Origin of the sequence: Shinella sp. WSD5-1 (genome assembly GCF_963942435.1) — a bacterium.
GTDB classification, from domain to species: domain Bacteria; phylum Pseudomonadota; class Alphaproteobacteria; order Rhizobiales; family Rhizobiaceae; genus Shinella; species Shinella yambaruensis.
Genome location: NZ_OZ012600.1, coordinates 80,059 through 99,769 on the forward strand (window position 1 = coordinate 80,059; position 19,711 = coordinate 99,769).

At 66.5% G+C, this 19,711-nt stretch carries 16 protein-coding genes; 11 read left to right on the forward strand and 5 right to left on the reverse strand.

Translation table 11 applies throughout. From position 1 onward, the window contains the following. Positions 1-4 precede the first annotated feature (4 nt). From AABQ55_RS30845 to AABQ55_RS30855, 3 genes are read left to right on the forward strand one after another with little or no spacing between them, the layout of a single operon-like run. Entirely contained in the window at positions 5-1,102 is a 1,098-nt protein-coding gene (locus tag AABQ55_RS30845; protein WP_272808973.1) for an ABC transporter ATP-binding protein, read from the forward strand. Beyond that, positions 1,095-2,090, forward strand: coding sequence for an ABC transporter ATP-binding protein (locus AABQ55_RS30850; protein WP_244768950.1), 996 nt, complete (start codon positions 1,095-1,097; stop codon positions 2,088-2,090). The genes AABQ55_RS30845 and AABQ55_RS30850 overlap by 8 nt, the downstream gene beginning before the upstream one ends. A 14-nt stretch (positions 2,091-2,104) precedes the next feature. Then, positions 2,105-3,724 carry a dihydroxyacetone kinase subunit DhaK gene (locus AABQ55_RS30855; RefSeq protein WP_244768951.1) on the forward strand — a complete coding sequence of 540 codons (1,620 nt, stop codon included), beginning with the start codon at positions 2,105-2,107 and terminating at the stop codon, positions 3,722-3,724. Positions 3,725-4,046: 322 nt separating this feature from the next. Here AABQ55_RS30855 and AABQ55_RS30860 read toward each other — a convergent pair whose 3' ends face one another. The 3 genes from AABQ55_RS30860 to AABQ55_RS30870 form a co-directional block, all read right to left on the reverse strand. Further along, the gene (locus AABQ55_RS30860; RefSeq protein WP_244768952.1) at positions 4,047-7,229 is read right to left on the reverse strand and encodes an efflux RND transporter permease subunit; all 3,183 of its coding nucleotides are present in this window, start codon (positions 7,227-7,229) and stop codon (positions 4,047-4,049) included. Between the two features lie 318 nt (positions 7,230-7,547). Further along, on the reverse strand, positions 7,548-8,738 hold the full coding sequence (locus tag AABQ55_RS30865) for an efflux RND transporter periplasmic adaptor subunit (protein WP_272808974.1): 1,191 nt from the start codon (positions 8,736-8,738) through the stop codon (positions 7,548-7,550). Positions 8,739-8,783: 45 nt separating this feature from the next. Beyond that, positions 8,784-9,605: an alpha/beta hydrolase fold domain-containing protein gene (locus tag AABQ55_RS30870; protein ID WP_244768954.1), complete on the reverse strand. Its 822-nt coding sequence runs from the start codon at positions 9,603-9,605 to the stop codon at positions 8,784-8,786. Between the two features lie 141 nt (positions 9,606-9,746). On the opposite strand from AABQ55_RS30870, the gene AABQ55_RS30875 reads away from it, so the two are divergent. Next, positions 9,747-10,685, forward strand: coding sequence for a LysR family transcriptional regulator (locus AABQ55_RS30875; RefSeq protein WP_272808975.1), 939 nt, complete (start codon positions 9,747-9,749; stop codon positions 10,683-10,685). Positions 10,686-11,110: 425 nt separating this feature from the next. Here the strand turns inward: AABQ55_RS30875 and AABQ55_RS30880 are convergent, their stop codons facing one another. Then, the gene (locus tag AABQ55_RS30880; RefSeq protein WP_272808976.1) at positions 11,111-12,436 is read right to left on the reverse strand and encodes an MFS transporter; all 1,326 of its coding nucleotides are present in this window, start codon (positions 12,434-12,436) and stop codon (positions 11,111-11,113) included. 296 nt (positions 12,437-12,732) lie between these two features. On the opposite strand from AABQ55_RS30880, the gene cyoA reads away from it, so the two are divergent. The 5 genes from cyoA to AABQ55_RS30905 all read left to right on the forward strand — a co-directional run bounded on the left by cyoA (position 12,733) and on the right by AABQ55_RS30905 (position 17,963). Next, positions 12,733-13,827 carry a ubiquinol oxidase subunit II gene (gene cyoA, locus AABQ55_RS30885; RefSeq protein ID WP_244768957.1) on the forward strand — a complete coding sequence of 365 codons (1,095 nt, stop codon included), beginning with the start codon at positions 12,733-12,735 and terminating at the stop codon, positions 13,825-13,827. A gap of 84 nt (positions 13,828-13,911) precedes the next feature. Then, complete coding sequence (gene cyoB, locus AABQ55_RS30890; RefSeq protein ID WP_272808977.1) at positions 13,912-15,915, forward strand: cytochrome o ubiquinol oxidase subunit I; 2,004 nt, start codon at positions 13,912-13,914, stop codon at positions 15,913-15,915. A 4-nt stretch (positions 15,916-15,919) separates the two neighbouring features. After that, a complete protein-coding gene (cyoC, locus tag AABQ55_RS30895) occupies positions 15,920-16,543 on the forward strand; it encodes a cytochrome o ubiquinol oxidase subunit III (protein ID WP_244768959.1) in 624 nt (207 codons plus the stop codon). Next, entirely contained in the window at positions 16,540-16,938 is a 399-nt protein-coding gene (cyoD, locus tag AABQ55_RS30900; RefSeq protein ID WP_244768960.1) for a cytochrome o ubiquinol oxidase subunit IV, read from the forward strand. The genes cyoC and cyoD overlap by 4 nt, the downstream gene beginning before the upstream one ends. A 305-nt stretch (positions 16,939-17,243) precedes the next feature. Beyond that, entirely contained in the window at positions 17,244-17,963 is a 720-nt protein-coding gene (locus tag AABQ55_RS30905) for an SURF1 family protein (RefSeq protein ID WP_272808978.1), read from the forward strand. Between the two features lie 3 nt (positions 17,964-17,966). Here AABQ55_RS30905 and AABQ55_RS30910 read toward each other — a convergent pair whose 3' ends face one another. After that, positions 17,967-18,563 (reverse strand): TetR/AcrR family transcriptional regulator, encoded by a 597-nt coding sequence (locus AABQ55_RS30910; RefSeq protein ID WP_272808979.1) that lies wholly within the window; start codon positions 18,561-18,563, stop codon positions 17,967-17,969. 106 nt (positions 18,564-18,669) lie between these two features. Between AABQ55_RS30910 and AABQ55_RS30915 the strand changes: the two genes are divergently transcribed. Continuing rightward, a complete protein-coding gene (locus AABQ55_RS30915) occupies positions 18,670-19,347 on the forward strand; it encodes a PspA/IM30 family protein (RefSeq protein WP_272808980.1) in 678 nt (225 codons plus the stop codon). 21 nt (positions 19,348-19,368) lie between these two features. Beyond that, positions 19,369-19,647 (forward strand): YiaA/YiaB family inner membrane protein, encoded by a 279-nt coding sequence (locus tag AABQ55_RS30920; protein WP_244768964.1) that lies wholly within the window; start codon positions 19,369-19,371, stop codon positions 19,645-19,647. Positions 19,648-19,711: the final 64 nt, after the last annotated feature.

Below are 19,711 nucleotides of genomic sequence, written 5' to 3' on the forward strand. Positions count from 1 at the left end.
GCCGATGGCGCAGATAAAAATCCAGAACGTCCGCAAGGAGTTCGGCGCCTTCACCGCGGTGCGCTCCTCCTCCTTCACCATCGAGGACGGCGAGTTCTTCATGCTGCTCGGCCCCTCCGGCTGCGGCAAGACGACGACGCTGCGCATGATGGCCGGCCTCGAACTGCCGACCTCGGGCGAGATCTTCATCGACGGCGAGGAGGTCGGCATGAAGCCGGCCAGCCAGCGCGACATCGCCTTCGTCTTCCAGATGTTCGCGCTCTACCCGCACATGAACGTGCGCAAGAACATCTCCTATCCGCTGGTCAGCCAGGGCATGAAGCGCGAGGAGGTGAAGACGCGCGTCGCGGAGGTCGCCCGCATCCTCAGGATCGAGCATATCCTCGACAAGCCGGTCGGCGGGCTTTCGGGCGGCGACCGCCAGCGCGTGGCGCTCGGCAGGGCCATCGTGCGCCGGCCGAAGGCCTTCTTCATGGACGAGCCGCTCGGCGCGCTCGACGCGGAATTCCGCGAGCACATGGCGGAAGAACTGCGCGCGCTGCACGACCGCATGGGCGCGACCACCGTCTATGTCACGCACGACCAGCTCGAAGCCATGCAGATGGGCGACAAGATCGTCGTCATGAACCATGGCGTCGTGGAACAGTTCGGCCGCCCGCAGCAGATCTACGACTGGCCGGCGACGAAATTCGTCGCCCAGTTCATCGGCTCGCCGTCGATGAATTTCCTGGAGTTCGAAGGCATGATCGGCATCGGCGGCAGCAGCGTCGATCTCGGCGGCGTCACGGTCAACGTGCCCGCCGCGCGCGAAGGCCGCGACGGCCGCCTGACGCTCGGCGTCCGGCCGGAACATGTGAAGTTCCGCGACGATGCCGCCTATCGCGGCCGTGTCAGCGCCGTCGAATATCTCGGCACGACGCAGATCGTCACCCTTTCGACGGAACACGGCGAGGTGAAAGCCCGCATCTCCTCGGCGCAGCTGGTGCGAGAGGAGGAGCTTGTCGGCCTCGATTTCGACGCGCGGACCCTCTCGCTCTTCGATGCGGAAAGCGGCAAGGCCCTCCTCTCGGAAGGCAATGAAGGAGTGCTCGGACATGGCTGAGGTCGTGCTTGAAAACGTCACGAAACGCTTCGGCGGCACCGTCGCGCTCGACAACGTCTCGCTGACGGTGCCGGACGGCTCCTTCGTCGTGCTGCTCGGCCCGACAGGCGCGGGCAAGACGACGGTGCTGCGCATGGTCTCCGGCCTCGATGCGCCCGACGGCGGCGAGGTCTTCATCGGCGGCCGGCCGATGAAGGGCCTGTCGCCGGCCGAGCGCAATGTCGCCATGGTCTTCCAGCAATATTCGCTCTATCCGCACCTCACCGTCCGCCAGAATCTGGAGTTCCCCCTGAAATCCCCGCTCCTGAAGACGCCGAAGGCGGCGATCGACCGGAAGGTCCAGGAGGTCGCGGAGGTGCTGCAGATCGCCCACAAGCTGGAGAACAAGGCGACGGCGCTTTCGGGCGGCGAGATGCAACGCGTCTCCATCGGCCGCGCGCTGGTGCGCAATCCCGAGATCTTCCTGATGGACGAGCCGCTGAGCTCGCTCGACGCGAAGCTCCGGGCGGACCTGCGCATCGAATTGAAGCGCATCCAGGCGAAATCCGGCGCGACACTGCTCTACGTCACCCACGACCAGATCGAGGCGATGACCATGGCGACCCATGTCGGCGTGCTCAATGAGGGCAAACTGGTGCAGTTCGGCTCGCCGCGCGAAGTCTACGAGGAGCCCGTCAGCGTCTATGCCGCGACCCGCCTCGGCCAGCCGCGCATCAACGTGCTGCCGGCCGACCTCTTCGCCGGCGCGCCGGCGGGGGCGAAAAGCATCGGCCTTCGCCCCGAGCACATCGCGCAAGGGGAGGGGGAGGAGGCGCTGGTCAAGCGCGTCGAGCATCTCGGCGACCAGACGCGCCTGCACCTTTCCTTCAAGCGGCACGACCTCATCACCGTCACCGACGCCCACACGCCGCTGAAGGGCGGCGAGACCATCCGCATCCAACCGTCGCGGCCGCTCTATTTCGACGCGGCCGGCATGCGTTTAGCTTAGGGAGAACAACAACCATGGCGCAATTCATCAACAAGCGCGAAGACGTCGTCACCGAGGCGATCGACGGAGTGCTCGCCCTTTCGGGCGGCGCGCTGACCCGGCTCGACGGCTATCCGCATATCCGCGTCGTCAAGCGCAGCGACTGGGACAAGTCGAAGGTGGCGCTCGTCTCCGGCGGCGGCTCCGGCCATGAGCCCGCCCATGTCGGCTTCGTCGGCAAGGGCATGCTGACCGCCGCCGTGTGCGGCGACGTCTTCGCCTCGCCGAGTGTCGATGCCGTGCTCGCCGGCATCCTCGCGGTGACCGGTCCTGCCGGATGTCTCCTCATCGTCAAGAACTATACCGGCGACCGCCTCAATTTCGGCCTCGCCGCCGAGCGGGCGCGTGCCTTCGGCCTCAATGTCTCGATGGTCATCGTCGGTGACGACATCGCCCTGCCCGACCTGCCGCAGGCCCGCGGCGTCGCCGGAACGCTCTTCGTGCACAAGATCGCCGGCGCGCTCGCCGAACGGGGCGCCGACCTCGACACGGTCACGGCGGCCGCCAGGAACGTCATCGCCGGCACGCGCTCCATCGGCATGTCGCTCGACACCTGCCGCGTGCCCGGCTCGCCGAAGGAGGACCGCATTCCCGAGGGCAAGGCCGAGCTCGGCCTCGGCATCCATGGCGAGGCGGGCGTCGAGCAAATTGACTTCGCCGGCGCGCGCGCCTCGGTCGCCACCATGGTCGAGCGGCTCGCCGCCGTCATGGGCGAGGGACCGCATGTCGCGCTGATCAACAATCTCGGCGGCGCGTCCGTCTTGGAAATGTCGGTGCTCGCCCATGACCTGCTCGGCTCCTCGGTCGGCGCACGGATCACCCATGCCATCGGCCCCGCGCCGCTGATGACCTCGCTCGACATGCAGGGCCTTTCCATCTCCGTCTTCCCCGCCGACGCGGCCGAGCTGGAGCTCCTGAAAACCCCCGTGCCGATCGCCGCCTGGCCCGGCGTCTCGGAAGTCCGGCCGATCGCGGTCGCGGCCCTGCCGGACGGCCTGACGCCGATCACGCCGATGCCCTCGAACCACGAGGCGACCCGTGCCTTCGTCATCAACTGCTGCAACGTGCTGATCGCCGCCGAACAGGACCTCAACGCGCTCGATGCCAAATCCGGCGACGGCGACACCGGCTCGACGCTGGCGGGCGCCGCCCGCGCGCTGATCAACGCCATCGACCGCCTGCCGCTCTCCGACCACACGCAGCTCCTGCGCGCCATCGGCCAGGAGCTGAGCCAGACGATGGGCGGCTCCTCCGGCGTGCTGCTCGCCATCTTCTTCGCCGCCGCCGGCGACGGCGCCTCCAGCGGCCTGCCGATGCGCGAGGCCCTGCGCGCCGGGCTCGCCCGTATGCAGGAGATCGGCGGCGCCAGCATCGGCGACCGCACCATGGTGGACGCCCTCTCCCCCGCCCTCGAAGCGCTCGGTGAGAGCGTGGCGGCAGCCGCCGGCGCGGCGCGCGAGGGCGCGAACTTCACCGCGACGCTGACGCGCGCGAAGGCGGGGCGGGCGGCCTATATCAACGCGAAGCAGCTTGAGGGGCATGTCGATCCCGGCGCGGAGGCGGTCGCCCGGCTGTTCGAGCATCTGGCGGCTTGAGGGGCGTCGAAAAAATCAAGGCTGGGGCGGCGATGGTGCCGCTCCGGCCTTTTCGTTTGCGGTGAAGACCCCCTCTGCCTGCCGGCATCTCCCCTTGAGGGCAGGCGAGTTGCATATGGAATGAGGCGACGCGTCTTGCCCCTTCTCCCCCGCGGGGAGAAGGTCGCGGCAGCGGGATGAGGGGGTGGCGCAGATGTCGGACGGTGTGCAAGCCCCCTCATCCGGCCCTTCGGGCCACCTTCTCCCCGCGGGGGAGAAGGGGAAAGCAGCAGCGTGCTGCCATATGCAATTCGCCTGCCCTTGTGGGCAGGGGCCTTCCGCTTTACACCGCCTGCGTCTCTCCCTCCATCGTCGACTTGCCATGCTGCACCAAAGGACGGTTGCCCGCCAAACGCCGCAGCAGCACGTAGAAGACCGGCGTCATGAAGATGCCGAAGAAGGTGACGCCGATCATGCCGGAGAAGACGGCAAGGCCCATGGCGGCGCGCATTTCCGCGCCCGCGCCGGTGGACAGGACCAGCGGCACGACGCCCATGATGAAGGCCATCGAGGTCATCAGGATCGGGCGCAGGCGCAGGCGGCTCGCCTCGATCGCGGCCTTGATCGGCGTCCTGCCCTCGAATTCCAGCTCGCGCGCGAATTCGACGATCAGGATGGCGTTCTTCGCCGACAGGCCCACCAGCACCACGAGGCCGATCTGGGTGAAGACGTTGTTGTCGCCGCCCGTGTACCAGACCCCGGCGAGCGCGGCGAGCACGCCCATCGGCACGATCAGGATGATGGCGATCGGCAGCGTCAGGCTTTCATATTGCGCGGCGAGCACCAGGTAGACCAGGAGCAGCGCCAGCGGGAAGACGACGATGCTCGAATTGCCGGCGAGGATCTGCTGGTAGGTGAGGTCCGTCCACTCGAAGTCGATGCCGGGGGGCAGCGTCTCGGCCGCGATCTTCTCGACGGCTTCCTGCGCCTGGCCGGAGGAGAAGCCGGGGGCCGGGCCGCCGTTGATGTCGGCGGCGAGGAAGCCGTTGTAGCGCGTGGTGCGCTCCGGCCCGGTCGTCGCGTCCACCTTGAGGAGGGCGGCGAGCGGGATCATCTCGCCCGTCTGCGAGCGCACTTTCAGCTGGCCGATATCCTCCGGCTTGGCGCGGAAGGCGGAGTCCGCCTGGACGCGCACGGAGTAGGTGCGGCCGAACGCGTTGAAGTCGTTGACGTAGAGCGAGCCGAGATAGATCTGCAGCGTCTCGAACACGTCGGTCACGCGCACGCCGAGCTGCTGGGCCTTGGAGCGGTCGAGGTCGGCGTAGAGCTGCGGCACGTTGATCTGGAAGCTGGAGAACAGGCCCGCCAGCTCCGGCGTCTGGTAGGCTTTCGCCAGGAACGCCTGCGTCGCCTCGTTGAGCGGCCCGTAGCCGAGGCCGGCGCGGTCCTCGATCTGCAGCTTGAAGCCGCCCGTCGTGCCGAGGCCGTTGACCGGCGGGGGCGGGAACATGGCGATGAAGGCATCCTGGATGGCGCCGAACTTCTGGTTCAGCTGCATGGCGATCGCCCCGCCGGAAAGCTCCGGCGTCGTGCGCTCCTCGAAGGGGGCGAGCGAGGCGAAGACGATGCCGGAATTCGAGCCGATGGTGAAGCCGTTGATCGACAGGCCCGGGAAGGCGATGGCGTGCTCGACGCCCGGCTGCTCCAGCGCGATCTCGCTCATCTTCTTGATGACCTCTTCCGTGCGGTCGAGCGTCGCGCCGTCCGGAAGCTGGGCGAAGCCGATGAGGTACTGCTTGTCCTGCGCCGGCACGAAGCCGCCCGGCACGGCGTTGAACACCGCATAGGTCGCGCCGACCAGGGCGAGATAGACCGCCATCACCAGGGACTTGCGCGTGACGAGCCCGCCGACGCTGCGGCCGTAGCCGTTGCCGGCGGCGCTGAAGGCGCGGTTGAAGCCGCGGAAGAACCAGCCGAACAGGCCGTCCATCACGCGCGTCAGCCAATCCTTCGGCGCATGGTGATCCTTCAGGAGAAGGGCGGCGAGCGCCGGGGAGAGCGTCAGCGAGTTGATGGCGGAGATGACCGTCGAGATCGCGATGGTCAGCGCGAACTGGCGGTAGAACTGGCCGGAGAGGCCGCTGATGAAGGCGAGCGGCACGAAGACGGCGACGAGCACCAGCGCGATGGCGATGATCGGGCCGGAGACCTCGCGCATGGCCCGGTAGGTCGCTTCGCGCGGCGAAAGGCCGTTCTCGATGTTGCGCTCGACGTTCTCGACGACGACGATCGCATCGTCCACCACGATGCCGATGGCGAGCACCAGGCCGAAGAGCGTCAGCGCGTTCACCGAGAAGCCGAAGGCATACATCACGGCGAAGGTGCCGATGATGGAGACCGGGACGGCGAGCAGCGGGATGATCGAGGCGCGCCAAGTCTGGAGGAAGATGATGACGACGAGCACGACGAGCGCCACGGCCTCGAGCAGCGTGTCGACGACCTTGTCGATCGAGGCGCGCACGAATTCCGTCGTGTCGTAGACGATCTCGTATTTCACGCCCTCGGGCATGGCGATCTGGAGCTGGTCCATCGTGGCGCGGACGTTGTCGGCGATCTCGATGGCGTTGGAGCCCGGCGCCTGGAGCACGGCGACGGCGACGGCCGGCTCGCCGTCGAGCAGCGAGCGCAGCGAATAGTCGGCCGCGCCCATCTCGATGCGGGCAACGTCGCGCAGGCGGGTGATCTGGCCCTCCGCGCCGGTCTTGACGATGATGTTGCCGAATTCCTCCGGCGTGCGCAGGCGCCCCTGCGCATTGACGTTGAGCTGGAGGTTGACGTCGTTGGCGGTGGGCGAGGCGCCGATGATGCCGGCGGCGGCCTGCACGTTCTGCTCGCGGATGGCGTTGGAAATGTCGCTGGCGGCGAGCGCATGCTCCGCCGCCTTCTGCGGATCGATCCAGACACGCATCGCATAGTCGCCCGCGCCGAACACCTGGACCTGGCCGACGCCCTCGATGCGGGCGAGGCGGTCCTTGATGTTCAGCGTGGCGTAGTTGCGCAGATAGGTGATGTCGTAGCGGTCGGTCTTCGAGACGAGGTTCACCACCATGATGAAGTCCGGCGAGCTCTTGACCGTGGTGACGCCGAGCGCGCGCACTTCGGCCGGCAGGCGGGGTTCGGCCTGCGACACGCGGTTCTGCACGAGCTGCTGGGCTTTGTCCGGATCGGTGCCGAGCTTGAAGGTGACCGTCAGCGTCAGGACGCCGTCGGAGGTCGCCTGGCTGTTCATGTAGAGCATGTCCTCGACGCCGTTGATCTGCTCTTCGAGCGGTGTCGCGACGGTTTCGGAAATGACGACCGGGTTTGCGCCGGGATAGGTGGCGCGCACGACGATCGAGGGCGGCACGACCTCCGGATATTCGGAGATCGGCAGGGCGCGCATGCCGATCAGGCCGGCGACGACGATGAGGATCGACAGCACCCCGGCGAAGACCGGGCGATCGATGAAGAAACGGGAGATGTTCATGGCAATACCCCTCTCCAGGGACGAACGGGCCCATCCGGCGGGCGATGCGCCGCCGGCGGGTATGGGATTGTTGGTATTGGCGGCCTCTAATCTTGGCCGTTTGCCGTAGCACCCCCCTCTGGCCTGCCGGCCATCTCCCCCTCAAGGGGGGAGATCGGATGGAGCAGCCTCTCGCCCATCTCCGACGTCGCGGATTGAGCGGGGTTCTTGCCTCCTGCCAATCTCCCCCCTTGAGGGGGAGATGGCCGGCAGGCCAGAGGGGGGTGTCACGGCACCGTTGGAATATGCTTATGAGACGCCGCGGCTGCGGCGGCCCGTCTACTTCGCCGAGGCGACGTTCTCCTGCACCTGCGGCTCGACGACGACGCCGGGGCGGATGCGCTGCAGACCGTTGACGACGATGCGGTCGCCGCCGGAAAGGCCGCTTTCCACGACACGCTCGTTGCCGGACAGGCTGCCGAGCACGACCGGCCGGTAGGCGACCTTGTTGTCCTTGTCGACGACGAAGACGAACTTCTTGTCCTGGTCGGTGCCGATCGCCTTTTCGCTGACGAGGATCTTGCTCTCGGCCTTCGGCTCGCCCATGCGGATGCGCACGAACTGGCCGGGGATCAGCCTGCCGCCGGGATTGTCGAAGACGGCGCGCACGGTGATCGTGCCGCTCGCCGCGTCCACCTCGTTGCCGATGAGCTGGAGCTTGCCGCGGATCGGCGTGCCCTCGTCGGCGAGCGTGCCCACCTCGACCGGGATCTGGTCGATCGGCGGCAGCGCGTCCGTGGAGGCCGGCAGGGCGGCAAGGGCTCTCGCGACCGTCTCCTCGCTGACATTGAAGCCGGCATAGATCGGGTCGACCGAGACGAGCGTCGTCAGCGCCGGCGAGGTCGAGCCGGCGGCGACGAGGTTGCCGGTGGTGATCTCCACCTTGCCGACGCGGCCGGAAACCGGCGCGCGCACTTCCGTATAGCCGAGCTCCAGCTTGGCGGCGTGCAGCGTGGCCTCTGCCGTCTTCAGCGCGGCGCGGGCCTCGGCCAGCGCGTTCAGGCGCGTGTCCACCTCGCTTTGCGAGATGCTGTTGCTCCTGGCGAGGCGCTGGCCGCGCTCAAGCTCGGTCGTGGCGAGCTTGACCCGGGCCTCGGCCGAGGCGTACTGGCCTTCCGCCTGCGTCACCGCGGTCCTGAAGGGCTCCTGGTCGATGGTGAAGAGCAGGTCGCCCGCCTTCACCAGCGCGCCTTCGCGAAAGTTCACCGCCTCGATGGCGCCGGCGACGCGCGAGCGGATCTGCACACGGTCGATCGCCTCCAGGCGGCCGGAAAATTCCTGCCAGGTCACCACGTCGCGGTTTTCCACGACCGCGACCGTCACCGGAACGGCGGGCACTTCCGCCGTCACGGTGGCTTCGGCCTGGGCGACATTGCCCGGCAGTTGGAAATAGAGGGCTGCGGCGGAAAAGGACACAGCCAGTCCCAGGCCGGCGCCCGTCAGGGCCCAGCGTTTGCGCTTCGACGTCATTTCTCGTTCTCCTTGCGGCCCCCTGGGCCGCGGGTTCAAATTAAATTAGTGAATGCTTATATCCTGAACAAAACCCGAAAACTGGCGGCCGACCTCCTCTTGCCAGGGGGAGGGCCGGTTGGGAGACCAGCCGGGGGTTTCGCCTTCGCTCCCGCCGTAAATCTCCGGCCAGCCTGCTCCGGCGGGAAGCACATGCTGGCGAACCTTCACGCCCGCCGCCCTGAGGCAGTCGGCGTAACCGAGGGCTTCGTCGCGCAGCGGATCGTCCTCTGCCGACATGACGAGGGCGGGTGCGACGCCTGCAAGCCGCGAACAGAGGCAGGGCGCCGCATAGGGATGGCAGACGCCGCCGCTGAGATAGTGGCTCCAGCCGTCCGCCCAGCGCTGGCGCATGCCGAGCGCCTCGGACTCGCGAAAGGAGGCGGTGCCCATGAAGGGATCGAGCAGCGGCGAGAACAGCACCTGGCCGTCCAGCTCGTTGGCGAAATGGTCGCGGGCCTTCAGCGCGACGCCGGCGGCGATGTTGCCGCCGGCCTCCTCGCCGCCGATGATGAGCGGCGACTTGCGGTCGCCGAGGCCGGCGCGCTTCTTGGCGAGATAGGAAAACATCGAAAAGCCGACTTCGAGCGGCTTGGGAAAGACACCGCCGCCCGGCGCGCCATAATCCAGCACCGCGACGATGGCGCCCGTGGAGGCGATGGCCTCGGCGACGGGGGAGGGGCGAAGGCCCTCTTCCAGGAACGCGCCGCCATGGAAGTAGAGGAGGATCGGCGCGCCCTTGGCGAACTCCGCTCCCTGATAGACGCGCGCGGACACGGGGCCGATGGCCACCTTGTCGAACGTCATATCCTTGATCTCTACCGACATTGCCGTGTCCTCGGACCCCCTGGAATTAGGATGGGGCCTCACCATTTATATCGTGCCTGATCTCTGCGATATAAGTGCGCTAAAATTGACTTCACTATCCAGATTTTCGAACAATAGCAGCTTCCAACGTGGGAATGTTCCATGGATCAGCTTTCCGCAATGCGTGCCTTCCTCCGCGTGGTGGAGACCGGCAACTTCACCCGGGCCTCCGCTGCGCTCGGCATGCCCAAGGCGACGGTGAGCAATCTCATCCAGAACCTCGAGACCCACCTCCAGACCAAGCTGCTCAACCGCACGACGCGCCGGGTCGTGGTGACGACGGACGGGGCGCTCTATTACGAACGGGCGATCCAGATCGTCGCGGAGATCGACGAACTGGACGGCAGCCTTTCCCATTCCCATGCAAGCCCGCGCGGGCGCCTGCGCGTCGAGATGGCGGGGGCCTTCGCCGACCTGCTGGTCATCCCGCGGCTCGGCGATTTCCACAGGAAGTACCCCGACATCCATATCGACCTCGGCGTCGGCGACCGGATGGTGGATTACCTGGCGGAGAATGTCGACTGCGCGCTGCGCGGCGGGGCGCCGGGCGACCAGTCGCTGATCGCCCGGCGCGTCGCCGAGATCGACGTCGTGACCTGCGCCGCCCCTGCCTATCTCGAGGCGTTCGGGGCGCCGGACCATCCGCTGGACCTCGGCGGGGAGCACCATTGCGTCAACTATTTCCTGGCGCAGGCCAATCGCATCATGCCCTTCGCTTTCGAGAAGGATGGCGAGAAGGTCGAGGTCAACGGCCGCTACATCGTCTCGGTCAACGACGCGCGCAGCTATCTTGCCGCGGCGCTCTCCGGCCTGGGCGTCGCGCCGCTGCCGCGGTTCATGGCGACGGAGGCGCTGGCGAGCGGTGCGCTCGTGCCGGTGCTGCCGGGCTGGCGCTGCGAGCCGATCCCGCTCTATATCGTCTATCCGCCGAACCGGCACCTCTCCAACAAGGTCCGCGTCTTCGTCGACTGGCTGGTGCGGCTTCTCGCCGACGCCGAGCTCGGCGCGCCGGCAAGGGCTGCGGGGCGGATGAAGGGGTGATCCTGCGGGCTTGAAGCAGGCTTGTGGTGCGCGGGGACTACCCCCCTCTGCCCTGCCGGGCATCTCCCCCTCAAGGCAGGCGAGTTGCATATGGAATGAGACGACGCGTCTTGCCCCTTCTCCCCCGCGGGGAGAAGGTCGCGGCAGCGGGATGAGGGGGCGGCGCAGACGTCAGACGGTGTGCAAGCCCCCTCATCCGACCCTTCGGGCCACCTTCTCCCCGCGGGGGAGAAGGGGAAAGCAGCAGCGTGCTGCAGTTCGCCTGCCCTCAAGGGGGAGATTGGATGGAGAAACGTTTTGCCCCTCACCAGCGTTGCGGTTTGAGCAAGTTTTCGCATCTTGCCGATCTTCCCCCTTGAGGGGGAGATGCCCGGCAGGGCAGAGGGGGGTGTAGCCGTAGCCCGCCGCCGCTCTCCCGCAACGCCTCAGTGCTGGTCGAGCACCCGTGTCAGGGCGAGGGCGGCGATGGTGCAGATGGCGCCGGAGATCAGGTAGCCGCCGATGAAGACGATGCCGAAGCTGGTGGCAAGGCCGAGCGCCACGAGGGGCGCGAAGCCCGCGCCGACGAGCCAGGCGAGGTCCGAGGTCAGCGCCGCGCCGGTGTAGCGGTAATGCTGCGTGAAGCGCGAGGAGACGGCGCCGGACGACTGGCCGAAGGTGAGGCCGAGGATGAAGAAGCCGATCAGGATATAGGCATCCTGCCCCTTGCCGCCGGCATCCAGCAGGAAGGGCGCGGAGAAGGAGAAGATCGCGATGAGGATGGCGCCGGCCATAAGCTGGTTGCGCCGGCCGATCCGGTCGGCGATGACGCCCGACAGCACGATGCCGACCGCGCCGACGGCCGCGCCCGCCACCTGCACCCAGAGGAATTCCTGCACCGACTGGCCGCCGGTGAGCGTGATCCAGGACAGCGGGAAGATGGTGACGAGATGGAACATGGCGAAGCTTGCGAGCGGCACGAAGGCGCCGAGCACCACGTCCATGGCGTGCTTGCTCAGCATTTCGAAGACCGGCCGGGCCTGCAGCTCCTGCGCCTCCATGGCCGCGCCGAACTCCTTGCTGGCGACGATGCGCAGGCGCGCGAAGAGCGCCACCACATTGATGGCGAAGGCGACGAAGAACGGATAGCGCCAGCCCCAGGCGAGGAAATCCGCTTCGGACAGGCTGGTGACGAAATAGGCGAAGAGGACGCTGGCGAGCGCGAAGCCGATGGGCGCCCCGAGCTGCGGGATCATGGCGTACCAGCCGCGGCGGTTCTCCGGCGCGCTGAGGTTGAGCAGCGAGGCAAGCCCGTCCCAGGCGCCGCCGAGCGCAAAACCCTGGCCCAGCCGGAAGAGCGCGAGCAGCGCGACGGCCCAGTAGCCGATCGTCTCGTAGCCCGGCAGGAAGGCGATGGAGGCGGTCGAGCCGCCGAGGATGACCAGCGCCACCGTCAGCTTGGTGCCGCGGCCGTAGTTGCGGTCGATCCACATGAAGACGAAGGAGCCGACCGGGCGGGCGAGGAAGGCGAGCGGGAAGAGCGCGAAGGACATCAGCGTCGCGGCGACCGCGCTGCCGGCGAAGGGGAAGATCAGCTTCGGGAAGACCAGGATGGAGCCGAGGCCGTAGACGAAGAAATCGAAGAATTCGGAGGTGCGCCCGATCACCACGCCGATGGCGACGCTGCCGGGCGAAAGCGGCTTGTCGTCCGCATGCATGCGGCGGGCGTCCCGCTCGAGGCCCGAGGACGAAGGGTTAGCGACCGAACTCATGAATTTCTCCGAGCGATGTGCGCCATGTCGTTAGAGTGTTGACTATTCGGCGTCCAATATCAAGAATTAGGCGAAACGTGCGCGCTGCGGCAGGGTTGCGTCCGAACCTTCGACCCGACGCAGCGGGTGTGCGAGACCCGCGACGATTATTGCGCTAGATCAATTTTGCGGCGGCGGACAGCCCAAAAGTTTCTACCGCACTGCGACAGAATGCTGCGCTGCGACGAAGCACCTCACTTCCAAGCGCGACGATGCCCGCTTATTGCCGACTAGACAGAACGCAAGTTGAGGCCGCAATGCCGAAGCCATTCAGTTTAGCCCGAGTCTCGATCCTCCCCCTGATGCTGGTCCTGCTTTCCGGATGCAACATGGTCGTCATGTCGCCTTCCGGGGACATCGCCACGCAGCAACGGGACCTGATCGTCATCTCCACCATCCTCATGCTGGTCATCATCATCCCGGTGATCGCCATGACGCTCTATTTTGCCTGGCATTACCGCCAGTCGAACACGGCGGCGAAATATGATCCGGAGTGGCACCACTCGACGGGCCTGGAAGTCGCCATCTGGTCGGCCCCGCTCGCCATCATCATCGCGCTCGGCGCGATCACCTGGGTCAGCACCCACAAGCTCGATCCGTACCGGCCGCTGGAACGGCTCGACGCGGCGCGGCCGGTGACGGAGGAGATGAAGCCGATCACCGTCGAGGTGGTGGCGCTCGATTGGAAATGGCTGTTCTTCTACCCGGACTACGGCATCGCCACGGTCAACGAGATGGCCGCCCCCGTCGACGTGCCGATCAACTTCAAGCTCACGGCCTCCTCCGTGATGAACTCCTTCTACGTGCCGGCGCTCGCCGGCATGATCTATACCATGCCCGGCATGGAGACGAAGCTGCACGCCGTCATCAACAGGCAGGGCGAATACGAGGGCCTGTCGTCCAACTACAGCGGTGACGGCTTCTCGCACATGCGCTTCAAGTTCCACGGGCTCGACCAGGCCGGTTTCGACGCCTGGATCGCGCGGGTGAAGCAGAACGGCACGGCGCTCAACCGCGACGCCTACCTGAAGCTCGAAAAGCCGAGCGCGAAGGAGCCCGTGCGCTACTATGCCACCGTCGACGACGGGCTCTACGAGGCCGTGCTCAACATGTGCGTGCGCGAAGGCCAGATGTGCATGAAAGACATGATGCATATCGACATGACGGGCGGGGCGGGCAAGGAGAGCCACGAAAACAAGGCGAAACTCGAGCACGACAACCGCCATGCGAAGGACGAGGCGCCCGCCGCCACCTTCCCCGAGACCGGCAATCCCGCGCGCAGCGAGGAACCGGCCGAGGGCGTGGAGGAGAACCCGGCCACGATGAACCACGACGCGCACCAGTCGCACTAGCTTTCATTGCGCCCGCCGGCCGCGGCGGGCGCGCAAGGCCCTCGAATGCACCGGGCCGCCTACGAAACGATATTGGACGATCCCATGTTCGGCGACATCAGCCTCACGCAATTCCTCTTCGGACGGCTTACCTGGGAGGCAATCCCCTACCACGAGCCCATCCTCGTCGTGACCTTCGCGGTCGTTGCGCTGGGCGGCATCGCGCTTCTCGGCCTGATCACCAAATTCAAGCTCTGGGGCTATCTCTGGCACGAATGGTTCACATCCGTCGATCACAAGAAGATCGGCATCATGTACATCATCCTCGCCATCATCATGCTGCTGCGCGGCTTCGCCGACGCCATCATGATGCGCATCCAGCAGGCGATCGCCTTCGGCGGCAACGAGGGCTACCTCAACCCGCACCACTACGACCAGATCTTCACCGCGCACGGCGTGATCATGATCTTCTTCGTGGCGATGCCCTTCGTCACCGGCTTCATGAACTATGTCGTTCCGCTGCAGATCGGCGCGCGCGACGTCTCCTTCCCCTTCCTCAACAACTTCTCCTTCTGGATGACGACGGGCGGGGCGGTCATCATCATGATGTCGCTGTTCGTCGGCGAGTTCGCCCGCACCGGCTGGCTCGCCTATCCGCCGCTCTCGGGCGCGGACTACAGTCCCGGCGTCGGCGTCGATTATTACATCTGGGGGCTGCAGGTCGCCGGCGTCGGCACGACGCTGTCGGGCATCAACCTCATCGCGACCATCGTGAAGATGCGCGCGCCGGGCATGACCTTCATGAAGATGCCGGTCTTCACCTGGACGTCGCTGTGCACCAACATCCTGATCGTCGCGACCTTCCCGATCCTGACGGCCACGCTCGCCCTCCTGTCGCTCGACCGCTATGTCGGCACGAACTTCTTCACGAACGATCTCGGCGGCAACCCGATGATGTACATCAACCTCATCTGGATCTGGGGCCATCCGGAGGTCTACATCCTCGTTCTGCCGGCCTTCGGCATCTTCTCCGAGGTCGTTGCCACCTTCTGCGGCAAGCGGCTCTTCGGCTACACCTCCATGGTCTACGCGACCTGCGTGATCATGATCCTCTCCTACATCGTCTGGCTGCACCACTTCTTCACCATGGGCTCGGGCGCCTCGGTGAACGCCTTCTTCGGCATCACGACGATGATCATCTCGATCCCGACGGGCGCGAAGATGTTCAACTGGCTGTTCACCATGTATCGCGGCCGCATCCGCTACGAGGTGCCCATGCTGTGGACGGTCGGCTTCATGGTGACCTTCGTCATCGGCGGCATGACGGGCGTGATGCTCGCCATCCCGCCGGCCGATTTCGTGCTGCACAATTCGCTCTTCCTCATCGCCCATTTCCACAATGTCATCATCGGCGGCGTGCTGTTCGGGCTGATGGCCGGCGTCGTCTACTGGTTCCCCAAGGCCTTCGGCTACAAGCTCGATCCCTTCTGGGGCAAGATGAGCTTCTGGTTCTGGCAGATCGGCTTCTTCTTCGCCTTCATGCCGCTCTACGTGCTCGGCCTCATGGGCGTCACCCGCCGCGTCAGCCAGTTCGAGGACCCGTCCCTGCAGATCTGGTTCGTCATCGCCGCCTTCGGCGCGGCGCTGATCGCGCTCGGCATCGCCTCCTTCGTCATCCAGCTCGTCGTCAGCTTCTTCAAGCGCGACGAGCTGCGCGTCACCTCCGGCGATCCCTGGGACGGGCGCACGCTGGAATGGTCGACCTCCTCGCCGCCGCCGGACTACAACTTCGCCTTCACCCCCGTCGTGCACGACCATGACAGCTGGTACGACATGAAGAGCCGCGGCTACGAGCGCCCGCTGGAAGGCTTCAAGCCGATCCACATGCCGAAGAACACCGGCACGGGCGTCGTCCTGTCGGCCATCAGCGTCGTGCTCGCCTTCGCGCTGATCTGGTACATCTGGTGGCTGGCGGCGCTCTCCTTCATCGCGCTCGTCGCGGTGTCGATCGCCCACACCTTCAACTACGACCGCGACTTCTTCATCCCCGCCGAGACCGTGACGGCGACCGAGGACGCGCGCACGAAACTGCTTGCGGAACGGACCTGAGCCCATGAGCGCGACCCAAGTCCACGATACCGGCGAAAAGCCGACCTTCTACCTGACGGAAGACCATCATCCGGAAAACAGCACCATGCTGGGTTTCTGGCTCTACCTGATGAGCGACTGCCTGATCTTCGCCGTGCTCTTCGCAACGCATGGCGTGCTCGGCCGCAACTATGCGGCAGGGCCGTCGCCGGCCGATCTCTTTGACCTGTCGCTCGTCGCCATCAACACGGCGATGCTGCTCCTCTCCTCCATCACCTACGGCTTCGCGATGCTCCAGATGGAGCGCAACGCCAAGATGGAGACGCTCGTCTGGCTCGGCATCACCGGCGTCTTCGGCGCGGCCTTCCTGGCGCTGGAGCTCTACGAGTTCTACCACCTGATCCATGAGGGCGCCGGGCCGACGCGCTCGGCCTTCCTGTCGTCCTTCTTCACGCTGGTCGGTACGCACGGCCTGCACGTCACCTTCGGCATCATCTGGCTGGTCACGCTGATGGTGCAGGTCAGGAAGCACGGCCTCACCCATGAAAACCGCCGCCGGCTGATGTGCCTTTCCATGTTCTGGCACTTCCTCGACGTCATCTGGATCGGCGTCTTCTCCTTCGTCTATCTCCTGGGAGTCCTCGGATGAGCGCCCACCCCGCCCACGAAAACGCCGCCGAGGCCCACCACGCCCATAGCCATGGCCACGATGCCGGCCACGGCTCGTTCAGGGGCTACATGATCGGCTTCGTGCTCTCGATCGTCCTGACGGCCATTCCCTTCTGGCTGGTCATGGGCGACGTCATCGACAGCAAGCTCTTCACCGCCGTGCTGGTCATGGGCATCGGCGTGGTGCAGATCGTCGTGCACATGGTCTACTTCCTGCACATGAACCCGCGTTCGGAAGGCGGCTGGACGCTGATGGCGCTGATCTTCACCCTCATCATCGTCGGCATCGCCATTGCCGGCTCGCTCTGGGTCATGCATCACCTCAACACGAACATGATGCCGATGACCCACGAGATGATGAAGACCATGCCCTGACCGGGGTGACGGGAATGAGCGCGGCGGTGATCACCCCCCTCTGCCCTGCAGAGCAGCATGGAAGATGGATGAAACGGTGCCCCATCCCCTTCTCCCCGACGGGGAGAAGGTGCCGGCAGGCGGATGAGGGGGTGCCAAAGGTAAACGCATCGAGAGACTCTATCCGCATCACCCCCTCATCCGACCCTTCGGGCCACCTTCTCCCCGCGGGGGAGAAGGGGAGGAGCGGCAACGTCGCATTCCCCATCCATTTTCCCCCCTCTTGGGAGAGATGCCCGGCAGGGCAGAAGGGGGCGGCCTAGCCCATGTCCGAGCCCTCCGCCCGCGCCCGGCGCCTCCTCACCGGTTTCCTCCTTGTCCTCGTCGCCGTCTTCCTCGCGCTCGGCACCTGGCAGGTGCAGCGCCTGTTCTGGAAGCTCGACCTCATCGCCCGTGTCGAAAGCCGCGTCCACGCCGACGCCGTGCCGGCTCCCGCCCGTGCCGAATGGCCGGCCGTCAGCCGGGAGAAGGACGAGTACCGCCGCGTCACCGCCACCGGCCTCTTCCGGCACGACAAGACGGTTTTGGTGCAGGCCGTGACGGAGCGCGGCGCCGGTTTCTGGGTGCTGACGCCGCTCCTGCTGCCGGATGAGACGGCCGTGCTGGTCAACCGCGGCTTCGTGCCGGCGGACCGGCGCGATCCGGCCGCGCGCGTGGCAAGCGAACTGGCCGCCGGTCCCGTCACGGTGACGGGGCTGCTGCGCCTCAGCGAACCCGGCGGCGCGTTCCTGCGCGCCAACGATCCGGCCGCCGACCGCTGGTTCTCCCGCGATGTCGCTGCGATTACCGCCGCGAAGGGCCTTTCCGGCGCGGCGCCCTATTTCATCGATGCGGATGCGACGCCCAATCCCGGCGGCCTGCCGGTCGGCGGGCTGACGGTCGTCGCCTTCCGCAACAGCCACCTCGTCTACGCGCTCACCTGGTATGCGCTGGCGGCGATGAGCGCGGCCGGCGCCTGGGCCGTCCATCGCCGAAGGCTCGGCTGACGCTCAGTCCAGGCTTTTCGCCAGGATGCGGGCGAGGGCGGCGACCTCCCTTTCCAGGCGCTCCGGCGTGATCCCCACGAAACGGCCTTCCAGGCTGACGGCGATGACGCCGTGCACGGCGGAGAAGAAGGTGCGGGCGCGGATGGCGATGTCCTCGGCGGTCGCACCCGGCATGCGGCCGGCGAGCGGCCCGGCGATGAGGCCGATCAGGAAGGCATGTTCGGCAAGGTGCCAGTCCGGCACGGGCACGCCCTCCGGCATGCGGTGCTCGAAGAGGGCGGCCCAGAGGTTCTTCTCGGCCTGCGCGAAGCCGAGATAGGCAAGCGAGAGACTGAGGAAGGTCTGCTCGACGGTGGCGTCCGGCGGGATCGCGCGTTCCAGCGCCGCCTCCAGCCGCTTCAGCGTGCCGGAGTTCACGGCGAGGATCAGCCCGTCGAGATCGTCGAACACCGTATAGAGCCCGCCGAGCGCCGCGCCCGCCCGTTCGGCGATGTCGCGGGCGCGCAGGCCCTTCAGGCCCTGGTCGCGGATCAGTTGCGTCCCGGCCGTGACCAGCCGCGTGCGCAAGTCCTCCTTCTTCGCCTGCCGCTTCGCCGCCATCGATCCCGTTCTCCTATTTTTGAACGTTGTTCATTTTCTATATTGAACATCGTTCATTTTTATGCGACAAGATTATTGAACATTGTTCATACAGGGAGAGAGAAAAATGTTCAAACAGATCCTGACATTGGTGCGCGGCCGCGCGCACGAGGCGGAGGAAGCCTTCGGCGACCGCCATGCCCTTCCCGTCCTTGCCCAGCAGATCCGCGACGCGGCCCGCGGCGTCGAGGCGGCGCGCCGGGCGGTGGCCGTCGCCATCGCGCAGAACCGGTTGGAGGCGGAGAACGCCGAACGCCTCGCCGCCCGCATAAAGGATCTCGAAGCCCGCGCCATCGCCGCGCTCGAGAAGGGCCGCGAGGACCTTGCCATCGAAGCCGCCGGCTCGATCGCCCGCCTGGAGACCGAATTGCAGAATGCCCGCCAGGTCGAGGCCGAATTTTCCGGCGGCATCGACCGTCTGAGACAGGCGGTGCGGCAGAGCGAGATGCGGCTTTCGGCGCTGCGCCGCGGCGAGCGGCTCGCCTTGGCGCGCGACCGCACCCGCCGCCTCGCCCACGACGCGCCGGGTGAAAACACGCTTGCCGATGCCGAGGCGACGCTTGCCCGGCTGGAGCGGCGCCAGCGCGAGGCGGAACTGACCGCCGAGGCCCTCGGCACGCTGGAGACCGGCCCGGACCCGGCCGCGCTCGCCGAAAAGCTCGCCGCCGCCGGCTGCGGCCGCCCGCTGGTGACAAGCGCCGACGAAGTGCTCCAGCGCCTGCGCAGCCGCATGAACGCCCACTGACAAACGGAAGGGACCACTGCCATGAACGACAGCCTGATGAAACATTCGCCCGCCTGGACGACCTTTTCCTATGCCAGCTTCGGCCTTGCCGCCTTCATGCTGGCGCTCGGCCTCTATCTCATGCCGCTCGATCTCTGGGGCAAGGGCTATCTCGCCATGGGCATCCTGATGCTGGTGCAGACGACGGTGAACGTCACGAAAACCCTGCGCGACAACCAGGAAGCCGAGAAGCTGCTGCGCCGCATCGACGACGCCAAGACGGAAAAGCTGCTGCTCGGCATCAAGAGCGACGAGGCTTGACCGGAAAATCGGCCCTGCCGCCCGATCGATGAACGAAGCGGCAAGGCTTTTTCCCTAGAGCAGT

Excerpts from the sequence above, each read along its gene's own strand:
- AABQ55_RS30920 (WP_244768964.1), top strand. The coding sequence starts at position 19,369 with ATGAACGACAGCCTGATGAAACATTCGCCCGCCTGGACGACCTTTTCC.
- AABQ55_RS30880 (WP_272808976.1), bottom strand. The coding sequence starts at position 12,436 with ATGAGTTCGGTCGCTAACCCTTCGTCCTCGGGCCTCGAGCGGGACGCC.
- AABQ55_RS30870 (WP_244768954.1), bottom strand. The coding sequence starts at position 9,605 with ATGTCGGTAGAGATCAAGGATATGACGTTCGACAAGGTGGCCATCGGC.
- AABQ55_RS30905 (WP_272808978.1), top strand. The coding sequence starts at position 17,244 with ATGTCCGAGCCCTCCGCCCGCGCCCGGCGCCTCCTCACCGGTTTCCTC.
- cyoA (WP_244768957.1), top strand. The coding sequence starts at position 12,733 with ATGCCGAAGCCATTCAGTTTAGCCCGAGTCTCGATCCTCCCCCTGATG.
- cyoD (WP_244768960.1), top strand. The coding sequence starts at position 16,540 with ATGAGCGCCCACCCCGCCCACGAAAACGCCGCCGAGGCCCACCACGCC.
- AABQ55_RS30850 (WP_244768950.1), top strand. The coding sequence starts at position 1,095 with ATGGCTGAGGTCGTGCTTGAAAACGTCACGAAACGCTTCGGCGGCACC.
- cyoB (WP_272808977.1), top strand. The coding sequence starts at position 13,912 with ATGTTCGGCGACATCAGCCTCACGCAATTCCTCTTCGGACGGCTTACC.
- AABQ55_RS30865 (WP_272808974.1), bottom strand. The coding sequence starts at position 8,738 with ATGACGTCGAAGCGCAAACGCTGGGCCCTGACGGGCGCCGGCCTGGGA.
- AABQ55_RS30845 (WP_272808973.1), top strand. The coding sequence starts at position 5 with ATGGCGCAGATAAAAATCCAGAACGTCCGCAAGGAGTTCGGCGCCTTC.
- cyoC (WP_244768959.1), top strand. The coding sequence starts at position 15,920 with ATGAGCGCGACCCAAGTCCACGATACCGGCGAAAAGCCGACCTTCTAC.
- AABQ55_RS30915 (WP_272808980.1), top strand. The coding sequence starts at position 18,670 with ATGTTCAAACAGATCCTGACATTGGTGCGCGGCCGCGCGCACGAGGCG.
- AABQ55_RS30910 (WP_272808979.1), bottom strand. The coding sequence starts at position 18,563 with ATGGCGGCGAAGCGGCAGGCGAAGAAGGAGGACTTGCGCACGCGGCTG.
- AABQ55_RS30860 (WP_244768952.1), bottom strand. The coding sequence starts at position 7,229 with ATGAACATCTCCCGTTTCTTCATCGATCGCCCGGTCTTCGCCGGGGTG.
- AABQ55_RS30875 (WP_272808975.1), top strand. The coding sequence starts at position 9,747 with ATGGATCAGCTTTCCGCAATGCGTGCCTTCCTCCGCGTGGTGGAGACC.
- AABQ55_RS30855 (WP_244768951.1), top strand. The coding sequence starts at position 2,105 with ATGGCGCAATTCATCAACAAGCGCGAAGACGTCGTCACCGAGGCGATC.